This is a genomic window from Ornithinicoccus sp. (assembly GCF_057176825.1).
Window position 1 is genome coordinate 2,418,729 of sequence record NZ_CM169976.1, and the last position, 13,349, is coordinate 2,432,077.

The 13,349-nt window shown below is 71.1% G+C and carries 8 protein-coding genes; all 8 read right to left on the reverse strand.

What is annotated here, in order from left to right; all coding sequences use genetic code 11:
- Positions 1-6: 6 nt before the first annotated feature.
- The 8 genes from AC1QRC_RS12030 to gltB all read right to left on the reverse strand — a co-directional run bounded on the left by AC1QRC_RS12030 (position 7) and on the right by gltB (position 13,215).
- On the reverse strand, positions 7-966 hold the full coding sequence (locus AC1QRC_RS12030; protein WP_484203534.1) for an MBL fold metallo-hydrolase: 960 nt from the start codon (positions 964-966) through the stop codon (positions 7-9).
- Positions 963-1,694, reverse strand: coding sequence for an ABC transporter ATP-binding protein (locus AC1QRC_RS12035; protein ID WP_484203535.1), 732 nt, complete (start codon positions 1,692-1,694; stop codon positions 963-965). The genes AC1QRC_RS12030 and AC1QRC_RS12035 overlap by 4 nt, the downstream gene beginning before the upstream one ends.
- Complete coding sequence (locus AC1QRC_RS12040) at positions 1,691-3,547, reverse strand: branched-chain amino acid ABC transporter ATP-binding protein/permease (RefSeq protein WP_484203536.1); 1,857 nt, start codon at positions 3,545-3,547, stop codon at positions 1,691-1,693. The genes AC1QRC_RS12035 and AC1QRC_RS12040 overlap by 4 nt, the downstream gene beginning before the upstream one ends.
- A complete protein-coding gene (locus AC1QRC_RS12045) occupies positions 3,547-4,416 on the reverse strand; it encodes a branched-chain amino acid ABC transporter permease (RefSeq protein WP_484203537.1) in 870 nt (289 codons plus the stop codon). The genes AC1QRC_RS12040 and AC1QRC_RS12045 overlap by 1 nt, the downstream gene beginning before the upstream one ends.
- A 3-nt stretch (positions 4,417-4,419) precedes the next feature.
- Entirely contained in the window at positions 4,420-5,616 is a 1,197-nt protein-coding gene (locus AC1QRC_RS12050) for an ABC transporter substrate-binding protein (protein ID WP_484203538.1), read from the reverse strand.
- 231 nt (positions 5,617-5,847) lie between these two features.
- Positions 5,848-6,999 carry an endonuclease/exonuclease/phosphatase family protein gene (locus tag AC1QRC_RS12055; RefSeq protein WP_484203539.1) on the reverse strand — a complete coding sequence of 384 codons (1,152 nt, stop codon included), beginning with the start codon at positions 6,997-6,999 and terminating at the stop codon, positions 5,848-5,850.
- Between the two features lie 188 nt (positions 7,000-7,187).
- Positions 7,188-8,648 carry a glutamate synthase subunit beta gene (locus tag AC1QRC_RS12060; protein ID WP_484203540.1) on the reverse strand — a complete coding sequence of 487 codons (1,461 nt, stop codon included), beginning with the start codon at positions 8,646-8,648 and terminating at the stop codon, positions 7,188-7,190.
- Positions 8,641-13,215 carry a glutamate synthase large subunit gene (gene gltB / locus AC1QRC_RS12065; RefSeq protein WP_484203541.1) on the reverse strand — a complete coding sequence of 1,525 codons (4,575 nt, stop codon included), beginning with the start codon at positions 13,213-13,215 and terminating at the stop codon, positions 8,641-8,643. Before gltB ends, AC1QRC_RS12060 begins: the two co-directional genes overlap by 8 nt.
- Positions 13,216-13,349: the final 134 nt, after the last annotated feature.

The window sequence follows — 13,349 nt, forward strand, 5'->3', positions numbered from 1 at the left end:
GGGTGCTCAACCCTGCAGCTGGGCCCAGACCTCGCGGTCCCGCTCGGCCGTCCAGATGACCGGGCGCTCGATGCCCTCCAGCTCGTCCCACACCCGGGACACGTCGAACGGCAGACAGTGCTCGAAGATCGGCCAGCGGCCGTACTCCTCGACCATCGCCGCATGGCTGGCGTCGAAGGCCTCCTTCAGGCTTCCACCGCGGTCGTGCACGGCCGTGACCTGCTCCACCATCACCTCCAGGAAGTGGCGGGTCTGCGCGATCGCGGCCCGGACCCCGTCCTCACCCTGGGCGACCGCCCCGCGGCCGCCGACCAGCGAGGTGGCGCCGAACTCGGCGACGGCGTCCAGCGTGCCGCTCATCCAGTCGTGGTGGAACGCGTCGCCGGTGTAGAGGGCGGCCTCGGCCTCCACCAGGTCACCGGCGAACAGCACCCCGTGCTTGGGGACCCACGCCACGATGTCGCCCTCGGTGTGCCCGCGGCCGCAGAACTTCAGCACCAGGTCACCGCGGTCGCCGCCCAGCGGGATGCTCAGCTCGTCGGAGAAGGTCAGGGAGGGGCGGGTCAGGCCGGGGATCTCCTCGGGATCCTTGAACAGCCGGGGCATCCGCCCGAACTCGCTGTCCCAGTCCTGCTGGCCGCGCTCCTCGACCAGTTGCCGGGTGGTCTCGTGCATGATCGTCTCGGCCGCGTCGAAAGCGCTGGCGCCCAGCACCCGCACCGCGTGGTAGTGCGACAACACGAGGTAGCGGACCGGCTTGTCGGTGTGCTCGCGCAGTTGGGCCAACCAGTCCCGGGCCGCCGCCGGGGTGGCCCGCGCCTCGAACGCCACCACGAAGTCCTCGCCCTCGATCGCGCCGACGTTCGGGTCCCCCTCCGCGGTCAACGCGTAGACACCGTCCGCCAGCACCTCCAGGGTCTCGGTCTTGGCGGTCAGGTCCGTGGACGATGCGAACGGCTTGCTCATCGGTCTCCTCCAGTCGTGCCGCCGAGGTAGGCCGCCTGGACCCGCTCGTCGGCGCTCAGTTCCTGCGGGGTGCCCTCGGTGACGATCTCACCGCGGTCCATCACCACCGCACGGTCGGCCACCTTGAAGGCGGCCCGGACGTTCTGCTCCACCAGGAGGACGGCCAACTGCCGCTCGTCCCGGAGGTGAGCCAGTGCAGCGATGATCTCACCCACCACCTTGGGCGCCAGGCCCAGGCTCGGCTCGTCCAGCACGACGACGCTCGGCTCGGCCATCAGGGCACGGCCCATCGCCAGCATCTGCTGCTCCCCGCCCGACAGGGATCCCGCCTGGAGGCCGAGCCGGTCCTTGAGCCGAGGGAACAGCTCAAGGACCTCTGCCGTCATGGCCGCCGTGTTGCCGCCCCCGCGCCGGGTCCACGCCCCGAGGGTCAGGTTGTCGGCGACGGTGAGGGAGGGGAAGACCAGCCGGTTCTCCGGCACGTGGGCCAGACCGAGCGCGGCGATCCTCTCGGCGCCCAGACCGGTGATGTCCTTGCCCTCGAGGGCCACCGTTCCCGCCCGGGGCGGCAGCAGCCCGCTCACCGCGCGCAGCAGGGTGGACTTGCCCGCGCCGTTGGCGCCCACCACGGCGAGGATCTCGCCGGGGGAGACCTGCAGGTCCAGTCCGTGCAGCACCTCCAGTCGCTCGTATGCCGCGTGGAGACCGGTGACGACCAGGCTCGTCATTGCTGGACCTCCTCGGCGGCGGCGCGGACGACCTGCTCCGCCTCGTCGTCGACCCCGAGGTAGGCGGCGACGACGGCCGGGTTGGCCCGCACCTCGGCGGGCTCCCCGAGAGCGATCAGGTGGCCGTCGTCCAGGACCGCGATCCGGTCGGCCAGAGCCATCACGGCAGCAACGTCGTGCTCGACGAGCAGCACCGCGATGCCCGACTCCCGGACCCGGCGCAGCATGGCCGACAGGTGTGCCCGCTCGGCGCCGGAGAGGCCGGCCATCGGCTCGTCGAGGAGCAGCACTGTGGGGGCCAGCGCCAGGGCGCGGGCGACCTCGACCTGGCGCTGCTGGCCGAAGGAGAGGGCGGTGACCGGACGGTCCGCCTGGTGGGCCAGGCCGACCGCGGTGAGCACCCGCTCTGCGTCCTCGGCGATGGCCCGCTCCTCACCGCGGTCCAGGCCGAGCATGCCCCGCAGCACCCCGGCGCGGCTGCGCAGGTGGCGGGCCACCTTGACGTTGCCCCGCACGGTGCTGGAGCCGAAGACCTGGAGGTTCTGGAAGGTGCGGGTGGCCCCGAGCCCGGCGACCACGTGCGGCCGCTGGCCGGTGACGTTCTGCTCCCGGACCGTGACCTGCCCGTCGGTGGGGGGCATGACTCCGGTGATGATGTTGAACGCCGTCGTCTTGCCGGCGCCGTTCGGGCCGATGAGCGCCACGATCTCGCCGGCGGCCACCTGCAGGTCGAGCTCGGACAGGGCGGTCACCCCGCCGTAGCGCTTGGTGACGCCCTGCACCTCCAGCACGGTGGTGCCCGGCTCCGGGACGTCGGCCTCGGCCAGGAGAGTGTCGAGCTCGGGGCCGAGCGACTTCGCCACCGGTTCCTCCGCGCCCGGGTCGGTGGTGCGACGTCCCAGCCGGTGCAGCACCGTGTGCCACAGCTGCGCCAGTCCGCCCGGCATCAGGATGACCACCAGCACCAGGACCACGCCGAAGCCGAGCAGCTGCACCTCGCCGGACGCGCCCGGGATGAGGTGCGGGATCAGGTCGCGCATCCCCTCGTCGAGGACCTCGACGACGATGGCCCCGGTGAGGGCCCCCCACACGGTGCCCAGGCCGCCGAGCACGACCATGAGCAGGAAGGAGACCGACAGCGGGAAGTTGGCGGCCTCCGGGCTGACCACGGCCAGCCAGTGGGCGTAGAACACCCCGGCAAGTCCGGCATACCCCGCGGCGAGCACGAAGACCCGCAGCCGCAGGGTGAAGGTATTGACCCCGAGGCACTCGGCGGCGACCTCGGAGTCGTTCACCGCACCGAGGGCGCGGCCGGTGCGCGACTTGGTGAGCTTGGCGGCCAGCGCCAGGCAGATCAGCACCACCGGGGCGAGCAACCAGAAGTACTCGGCGGGAGTGTTGTAGACCCGGCCGCCGATGTCCGGCTTGGGGATGCCGTAGATGCCGCTGGTGCCGCCGGTGTACTGCAGCTCCCGCACCACGACGGTGACGATGATGCCCAGGCCGAGGGTCGCCAGCGCCAGGAAGTGCCCCCGCAACCGCAGCAGCGGGAGACCGACCAGGAACGCCAGCAGCATGGCCATGAAGACCGACACCGGGATCGCGAGCACCATGTGCACGTCGTACCGGGTGACCAGGATCCCCTGGGTGTAGGCGCCGACGGCGAAGAACGCCGCGTGGCCCAGACTGACCTGCCCGGCCAGGCCCATGAGCAGCGAGAGACCGATCGCGGCGATCGTGAAGATCAGGACATAGACGCCGAGGTTGACCAGGCTGGTGGAGGCCACCATCGGGAAGACGGCCAGCACGGCGGCCAACAGCAGGTAGGGCAGCACGACCCGGAAGCGGCCCATCAGACCCGCACCCCCGTCCCGCGCAGCGCCAGGCCCTGCGGTCGGATGACCAGCACCAGGACAAGCACGACGAAGGCCACCGCGTCGCGGAAGCCGGTGTCGCCGTAGCCGGCAACCAGGTTTTCCAGCACGCCCAGCATCAGCCCGCCGAGGAAGGCCACGCGGAAGGACACCAGGCCGCCGAGGGTCGCGGCGACGAAGCCCTTCAGGCCCAGGGTCAGGCCGTGCTCCCAGGACGCGAAGTAGATCGGGGCGCCGACCACACCGGCCACGGCCCCGACGAACCCGGCGATCGCGAAGGCGATCATGGTCGCCTTCTTCGGCGAGATGCCGACGAGACGGGCCGCGACCGGCTGCTCGGCACACGCCCGCAGCGCCTTCCCACGGATGGTGTGCTCGTAGAACCACACCACGGCATACCCGACGACGGCGGCGATGCCCAGGATCCACAGCTCCTGGGCCCGGATGCTCACGCCGGCGATGGTGAGGTCCGAGCCGGGGAAGCGGGTCAGGCTGCGGGCCTCGGGCCCCCAGATCAGGAGCATCACGGCCTTGACCGCGGTCGAGACGCCGAGGGTCAGGATGATGGAGACCAGGGGCGTCATCTTCCGGACCGGTCGGATGGCGACCCGTTCGATCAGCACCGAGACGAGGACCACGAGCGGGACGACCACGAGGATGGCCACCAGGAGCGGGAGCCCGGCGGCGACACCGCTGATCGCGGCCAGACCCGCCAGGGCGGTGTACTCGCCCTGGGCCAGGTTGACGATCTCGCGCACCGAGAAGATCGCGACGAAGCCCAGTGCGACCAGCCCGTACACCGAGCCCTGGGCGAGCCCGGAGAAGACGAGCTGCAGGAAGTCGGTCATCGACTACTGGCCCTCGGCCAGCTGCCACTGACCGTCCTGGACCTCCACGATCACCAGCGCGTCCTTGGTCAGCCCGGAGTGGTCCTCGGGCGTCATCGTGAAGACACCGGACACGCCGGGCCACTCGCTGATGCCGTTCTCCAGGTGGTCCCGGAGCGCCTCCGGGTCCGTGCCCACGGCCTCGATCGCGTCGACGGCGATCATGAACCCGTCGTAGGCGTGACCGGCGAAGGTCGAGGGCGCCTTGTCGTAGGCCTCGGTGTAGTCGGCGATGAAGGTCTGCACGACCGCCTTCTGCGGGTCGTCGTCGGCCAGCTGGTCGGCGATCAGCATCCGGCCCAGCGGTGCCAGCAGCCCGTCGGCGTTGGCGCCGGCCTCGTCCAGGAACACCTGGTTGCCGATGCCGTGGGACTGGTAGACGGGGGCCCCGACGTCCAGTTGCACGTAGGCGTTCTGCGCCAGGGCCGCGGCCGGCGGGATGCCCCAGATCACGACGGCGTCGGCGTCGGCGTTGCGCAGGTTCACCATCTGGGCCGTGAAGTCGGTCGCGTCGGGGGCGAAGCTCTCCTGGGCCACGACCTCGATCCCGGCCTCCTCACCGATCTCGACGAGCATCTCCGGGATGCCCTCGCCGAACCCGGAGGCGTCGCGGGCGATGGCCACCTTGGTGTAGCCCTTGGCCGACATGTCGTCGACCATCTTCTCCAGCACGACACGGTCGTTCTGGGCGGTCTTGAAGACCCACTCGGAGCCGTCGATGATCGCCTGGTTGGCGGCCAGCGAGATCATCGGGATCTCGGCCTCCTCGGCCAGCGGGCGCATAGCGAGGCTCGGGCCGGTCCGGGAGGCACCGATGAGGATGTCGACCTCCTGGGTCGACAGCAGCGAGCTGGTGACCTTGGCCGCGCCGTCCTCGGTGGACTGGTTGTCCTCGATCAGGACCTCGACCTCGCGGCCGTTGATCCCGCCGTCCTCGTTCACCTGGTCGGCCAGCATCTCGATGGTCTCGCGCTCGGCCACGCCGAGGCTCGCCCCGGCGCCGGTGATGTCCAGCACCACCCCGATCTTGATCGGCCCCGACTCGTCGCCGCCCCCTCCGGTGGAGCCGTCCCCGTCGCCTCCCTCGTCCTCCGCGCAGCCGGCGGCGGTGACCGCCAGTGCAGTGACCATGAGCAGGGTCCAGACCTTGCGGTTCCGCATGGGTTCTCCTCGGGGGCGTCGTTGACCTGGGGCAGTCGAGGTCTGGACACATCTGGCAGCCCGGGCGCGCCCGGTGCGTTCGGTATGCGGACAGGAGGCCCCGATAGCGGGTCCAACTTAGGGTGGACCCCCGCCGATGACAACCCTTCGCCGCGGCGTTTCCTCCCCGGGTGCGTTGGAACGCCCCGCACGGTTGGGAAGCGGCGCTCCTACACAGGACCTAGACCTCGACTAGAGGTCGAAGGTTGCGGTGACGGCGGCGTGGTCCGAGGCCTGGTGGATGCCAGCGGTCATCTCGGGGTAGGTCTCCCACGCAGTGGGGCGGGTCTTGCGCTGGCCCCACAGCCCGGCCCGGTGGACGGTGCCGCGGCGGAAGGCACGGGCCAGCGTGGTGGAGTAGAGCAGGTAGTCGAGCCGGTTGCGGATGCTGCAGGTGTCGAAGGTTCCCGGACGTGGCCCGACGTCGAACTCGGGGTGGTCGAAGCAGGACCGTAGCGGCCCGTCGGGATCGAACAGCGGCGCCAGGTTCGCCGCCGGCGTCTGTTCGTCCGGTTGCCCCTCGTTCAGGTCACCCAGCACGATCACCCGCTCCCCGGCATACACCAGGTCGTCGGCGATGGCGCGCACCGCCTCGGCCTGCCTGCGCCGCGTCGCTCCGCCGCCGCCGGACTGGCTCTTGAAGTGGTTCACGGCCAGGTGGACGGCGCCGCCCGGGGTGATCACCCGAAAGACCGGGCAGTCCCGGCTGAAGACCTGCCCCCGGGCGTCGGTCAGGTCCACGTGGGAGCGGATCGAGCGGATCTCGAAGCCTGGTTTGGTCAGCAGGCCCACGTCGATGCCGCGGGCGTCGTTGCCGTCCACCAGCATGACGTGGCGGTACATCCCCGCGAGGAACTCGGTGTTGAACCGTTGCAGCGAGGGTCGGTCCTCAGCCTCGACGATGGCCAGGATGTCTGCGTCGATGTCCCGGATCACCCGGGCCGTCATGGCGATCCCGATCTCGTCGCTGACGGATGTCGCCAGCTCCACCCAGCCGATCCAGTCGCCGCGACCGGCTGCCACGATCTGCACGTCCTGCGTCGGGTCCGCGGGCTCGCGGTCGAAGCTGCCGCGGTTCTTGCGCAGCCAGGCCCACGGTGGATCGGCGCTGAACCGGCGGCGGATGGCTCCGTGGCAGTTGCGGTAGTAGATCTCCAGCACGAGCAACAGCTCCCGCAGGCGTGTCCGGTCCGCGTCGTCATACGTGGTCTTCGCGCTGAGGTCGGTGAACTCGCGGTAGGCGGCGAGGACGGGCTCGCCGACCGACCAGTCGGAGGTGTCGAACGCCTTGGGCCGGGCGAACAGGTTCTCCACGTTGAAGGTGCCGACCGTCACGGTGCCCATGGGTCCATCATGCCCACCGTGCGCCCGCGGCGACAGGGTTGCAGCACCTCCCTGTATGCCGTGTGGTCGCCAGACGACCCGTCCGGTGCCGGCTGGGACCGCCAGACGACGCGTCCGGTGCGGGCTGGGACCGCCAGACGACGCGTCCGGTCGAGGGTGGGGTGGGGGTGGGGGGTGGGGGGGTGGGGCTAGACCGAGATGGGCTGGTCGCTGGGGCGGACGGGGAAGGGCAGGGAGGTGCTGCCGATGAGGTACTCATCGACCGCGGCGGCGCAGGCGCGGCCCTCGGCGATGGCCCACACGATGAGTGACTGACCGCGCCCGGCGTCGCCGGTCACGAAGACGCCGTCGTGGGCGGTGGCGTACCGCTCGTCCCGGGCGAAGTTGCCGCGGGAGGTGCGCTCCAGCTCGAGGTCGCCGGCGACCTCGGGCTCGGGGCCGGTGAAGCCCAGCGCCACCAGGACCAACTGCGCGGGCAGGTCCCGCTCGGTGCCCGCATACGGGTCGAACCGGCGGTCGATGCGTTCGCCGTCGACGACCCGGACCCCGCTGACCCGGCCGTTGCCGTCGTCGTGCAGCTCCAGGGTGTTGACGCCGAAGACCCGTTCGCCCCCCTCCTCGTGGGAGTCGCCCACGCGGTGGATCAACGGGTACATGGGCCACGGGTGGTGCTCCGGCCGGTCGGTCGGCGGCTGCGGCCTGATGTCCAACTGTGTGACGCTCCGGGCGCCCTGCCGGATCGCTGTGCCGTAGCAGTCGGCGCCGGTGTCGCCCCCGCCGATGATCACGACATCTAGGCCCTCGGCGCTCGGGCCCGGCTCGCCGCCGAGCGCCTCGCGGTTGGCAGGGACGAGGTACTCCATCGCGGGCATGACGCCGGCCAGGTGTTCGCCGGGGGTGCCGACCGGGCGGGGGACGGTGGAGCCGGTGGCGAGCACGACCGCGTCGAACCGCTCCTGCAGGTCGGTCAGGGACATGTCGTCCGGGCCGTCCCCGCCGATGGCCACGCCGGTCTTGAACCGGATGCCCTCCCCGCGCAGCTGGACCAGCCGCCGGTCCAGCACCGCCTTCTCCATCTTGAACTCCGGGATGCCGTAGCGCAGCAGCCCGCCGACCGCATCGTCCCGCTCGAAGACGACCACGGTGTGACCGGCACGTCCCAGCTGCTGGGCGGCCGCCAGGCCCGCCGGGCCCGAGCCGACGACGGCCACCGTCTTGCCGCTGAGCCAGTCCGGCTCCTCCGGGGTGACCAGGCCGTTGTCGAAGGCCCGGTCGATGATCGAGACCTCGACCTGCTTGATCGTCACGGGCGGCTGGCTGATCCCCAGCACGCAAGCAGTCTCGCAGGGCGCCGGGCAGAGCCGGCCGGTGAACTCCGGGAAGTTGTTGGTGGCATGCAGTCGCTCGATGGCCTCCCGGAAGTTGCCCCGCCGGGTCAGGTCGTTCCACTCCGGGATCAGGTTGCCCAGGGGGCAGCCCTGGTGGCAGAACGGGATGCCGCAGTCCATGCAGCGCGATGCCTGTCCGCGCAGGACGCGGTCCTCCTGGGAGGTGTGGACCTCGTGCCAGTCCTGGATCCGGATGGGGACCGGTCGGGACGGCTGCTCGGAACGGTCGCGGTGCTTCAGGAAGCCCTTCGGGTCAGCCATGGGACTCCTCCAGGATCAGCTGCCAGGCGTGCGGACCGTCCGGGTCCTCGCCGCGTTCGCGGACCTGCTCACGGATCCGGGTGACGCTGGCGTACTGGCGCGGGGTGACGTGGGTGAACCGGCTGGCCCAGGCGGCCTCGCCCATGTCGAGCAGGGCCTGGGCGACGGTGGACCCGGTGAGCTGCACGTGCCCCTCGAGCAGCTCGCGCACGGTGGCGGCCTCGGCGGAGCCGGGCTCCACCTCGAGCAGCAGCAGGTCACCGCCCAGTGCCTGCGGGTTCACCCGGTCGCGGTCCAAGTCGAGCACGTATGCCGTGCCGCCGGACATCCCTGCGCCGAGGTTGCGACCGGTCGGCCCGAGGACGACGACGGTGCCCCCGGTCATGTACTCGAGCGCGTGGTCGCCCACGCCCTCCACGACGGCGATGGCGCCGGAGTTGCGCACGCAGAACCGTTCGCCGACGACGCCGCGCAGGTTGAGCTGGCCGGACGTGGCCCCGTAGGCGATGACGTTGCCGGCGACCACCTGGGCCTCGGCGCCGTCCTGGGTGAGGAACCCGGCCCCGTCGGCCGGGCGGACCACGATGCTGCCGCCGGACAGGCCCTTGCCGACATAGTCGTTGGCATCGCCCACGAGGCGCAGCGTCACGCCGCGGGGCAGGAAGGCGCCGAAGGACTGGCCAGCGGACCCGGTCAGGGTGAAGTCGATCGTCCCGTCGGGCAGCCCCTCCGGGCCGGCGGCGCGGGTCACCCGGTTGCCGAGCATCGTGCCGACGGTCCGGTTGACGTTGCGCACCGCGAACTGTGCGGTGACGGGGGTGCGGTCGATCAGGGCCGGCTCCGCGGCGGCGATCAGCTGGTGGTCCAGCGCCCGGTCCAGGCCGTGGTCCTGCCCCGTGGTCCGGCGGCGGGACGCGCCGTCGGAGAGCTCGGGCAGGTGCAGCAGCGGCGTGAGGTCCAGGCCGTCGGCCTTCCAGTGGTTCACGGCGCGCACGGCGTTGAGCAGGTCGGTCCGGCCGATGACCTCGTCGAGCGTGCGGTACCCGAGCCCGGCGAGCAGCTCCCGCACCTGCTCGGCGATGAACTCGAAGAAGGTGACCACGTGATCGGCCTTGCCCTGGTAGCGCTCCCGCAGCTCCGGGTTCTGGGTGGCGACCCCGACGGGACAGGTGTCGAGGTGGCACACCCGCATCATCACGCAGCCGGAGACCACCAGGGGAGCGGTGGCGAAGCCGAACTCCTCCCCGCCGAGCAGCGCGGCGATCAGCACGTCGCGGCCGGTCTTCAGCTGGCCGTCCACCTGGACCGTGATCCGGTCCCGCAGGCCGTTGGCCAGCAGGGTCTGCTGGGTCTCTGCCAGGCCCAGCTCCCACGGGGTCCCGGCATGCTTCAGCGAGGTGAGGGGACTGGCCCCGGTGCCGCCGTCGTGCCCGGAGATGAGGACGACGTCCGCGTGTGCCTTGGAGACACCGGCGGCGACGGTCCCGACGCCGACCTGGCTGACCAGCTTCACGTGCACCCTGGCGTCCGGGTTGGCGTTCTTCAGGTCGTGGATCAGCTGGGCCAGGTCCTCGATCGAGTAGATGTCGTGGTGCGGGGGAGGGGAGATCAGGCCCACCCCGGCGGTGGAGTGCCGGGTCGCCGCCACCCACGGGTAGACCTTGCCGGGCGGCAGTTGTCCGCCCTCGCCCGGCTTGGCTCCCTGGGCCACCTTGATCTGGATGTCGTCGGCGTGCACCAGGTAGGCGCTGGTCACGCCGAACCGCCCGGAGGCCACCTGCTTGATCGCGGAGCGGCGCTCCGGGTCCAGCAACCGGTCGACGTCCTCGCCGCCCTCACCGGTGTTGGAACGGCCGCCGAGCCGGTTCATCGCGATGGCAAGGGTCTCGTGGGCCTCCCGGGAGATGGACCCGTAGCTCATCGCGCCGGTGGAGAAGCGGGCGACGATGGCCGATACCGGCTCGACCTCCTCCAGCGGCACGGGCTCCCGGTCGGGGCTCAGCTGGAGCAGGCCGCGCAGGGTCATCAGGTGCTCGGACTGGTCGTCGACCAGGTCGGTGTACTGCCGGAAGATGTCGTAGCGCGCCGTCCGCGTCGAGTGCTGCAGGCGGAACACCGTCTCGGGGTTGAACAGGTGCGGCGGTCCCTCACGGCGCCACTGGTACTCCCCGCCGATCTCCAGGTCACGGTGGTAGGGCGCGATGCCGGACAGGGGGTAGGCGACGGAGTGCCGCCGCGCTACCTCCTCGGCGATGACGGACAGGTCCGCGCCGCCCAGCTGGCTGGAAGTGCCGGTGAACCAGCGGTTGACCAGGTCCTGGGCCAGGCCGACCGCCTCGAAGGTCTGGGCGCCCCGGTAGGAGGAGACCGTGGAGATGCCCATCTTGCTCATCACCTTCAGCACACCCTTGCCGAGTGCCTTGATGAGGTTGGCGATGGCCACGTCGGGGTCCAGACCATCCAGTTGGCGGCCCGAGCGGCAGAGGTCCTCGACGGACTCCATCGCCAGGTAGGGGTTGACCGCGGCGGCGCCGTAGGAGACCAGGGTGGCGACGTGGTGCACCTCCCGCACGTCGCCGGCCTCGACCAGCAGCCCCACCCGGGTGCGGGTGCGCTCGCGGACCAGGTGGTGGTGCACCGCGCTGGTCAGCAGGAGCGAGGGGATCGGGGCGTGCTCCCGGTCGGAGTGGCGGTCGGAGAGGACGACGAAGAACGCGCCGCGCTCCACCGCCTCCGACACCTGGGCGCAGATCTCCGCGAGTCGCTCGGCCAGGGCCCGCGCACCACCGTCGACCCGGTAGAGGCCGCGGACCACCACGGGGGCCAGGTCGGGGTGCAACCCCTCGAGGTTGATGTGGCGGAGCTGGGCGAGCTGGTCGTTGTCGATGACCGGGAAGTCGAGCACCACCTGGCGCGCGTGCTCCGGGGACTCGTCAAGAACATTCAACTCGGGTCCGGTGGAGGAAGCGAGCGAGGTCACGACCTCCTCGCGGATGGCGTCCAGCGGCGGGTTGGTCACCTGGGCGAAGGCCTGCACGAAGTAGTCGAACAGGAGGCGGGGGCGGTCCGAGAGCGCCGCGATGGGGGTGTCGGAGCCCATGGCGCCGAGCGGTTCGGTGCCGGACTGCGCCATCGGGGCGAGCATGACGCGCAGCTCTTCCTCGGTGTAGCCGAAGATCTGCTGGCGCCGGGTGACCGAGGAGTGCGTGTGCCGCACGTGCGCTCGCTCGGGCAGGTCGGACAACCGCACCAGGTGATCGTCGAGCCACTCCCGGTAGGGCTGGGCCGCGGCGAGCTCCGCCTTCAGCGCGCGGTCGTCGACGACCTCGCCGGCCTCGGTGTCGACCAGGAACATGCGGCCCGGCTTCACCCGCCCCTTGCGGACGACCCGATCCTCGGGCAGGTCCAGCACACCCGACTCGCTGCCCAGCACGACCAGGCCGTCGTCGGTGATCCAGTAGCGCGACGGGCGCAACCCGTTACGGTCCAGCACCCCGCCCACCGAGGTGCCGTCGGTGAAGACCAGGTTCATCGGGCCGTCCCATGGCTCCATCAGGATGGAGTGGAACTCGTAGAAGGCCCGCAGCTGCGGGTCCATCGCCTCGTCGTTCTCCCACGACTCCGGCACCATCATCAGCACCGCGTGCGGCAGCGAACGGCCCCCTAGGTGGAGTAGCTCAAGGACCTCGTCGAAGGTCGCGGAGTCGCTCGCCCCCGGAGTGCAGATGGGCAGGACGGAGGAGAGGTCGGCGGGGAAGTCGTCGCCCGCCAGGTTGCTCTCCCGGGCGTTCATCCAGTTGCGGTTGCCCCGCACGGTGTTGATCTCCCCGTTGTGCGCGATCACCCGGTACGGGTGAGCCAACGGCCACGACGGGAAGGTATTCGTGGAGAACCGGGAGTGCACCACGGCCAGGGTGCTGGCGAACCGTTCGTCGTGCAGGTCGGGGAAGAACGCGGGCAACTGGTCGGTGGTCAGCATCCCCTTGTAGGTGATGGTCCGGGAGGACAACGACACCGGGTATGCCGTGGTGGCCCGCTCGATCCGCTTCCGGGCCACCCAGGCGCGGCGCTCCAGCGCCAGGCCGCTCTCACCTCTCTGCGAGGCCACGAACAGCTGGCGCATCACCGGCATGGTGCTGCGGGCGATGGGGCCGAGCGGCTCCGGGTTGACCGGCACCTCGCGCCAGGCCACCACCGTCAGCCCGGACTCGTCGATGATCTGCTCGATCGCCTCGGTCAGCTGCGCCACGTCCGAGCCGACCGGGAAGAACACCGTCCCCACGGCATACCGCCCCGCCTCCGGCAGGTCGACGGGCAGGACCCCGCGGAAGAAGTCGTCCGGGACCTGCGTGAGGATGCCGGCCCCGTCGCCGCTCGCCGGCTCCGCCCCGACGGCACCCCGGTGGTCCAGGTTGTGCAGCGCCGTGAGGGCGTGCTGCACGATGTCGTGACCGGGGGTGCCGCGCAGCGTCGCGACGAACGCGACACCGCAGGCGTCGTGCTCGTACGTGCGGTCATAGAGCCCCTGGTCGGGGGCCTGCGCAGGAGCGGGCGTCAGAGAGGTCATAGCACCGTCCAGGTCGTGGGTTGGGGGCGCCAAAGCGCGCGAGGAGGCACGGGACGGCGTCGGCCCGACGAGTTGCGTGATGATACCGATAACGCTCGGTCATCGGGAAACCCCACCCACCGGGGCGCCGGGCC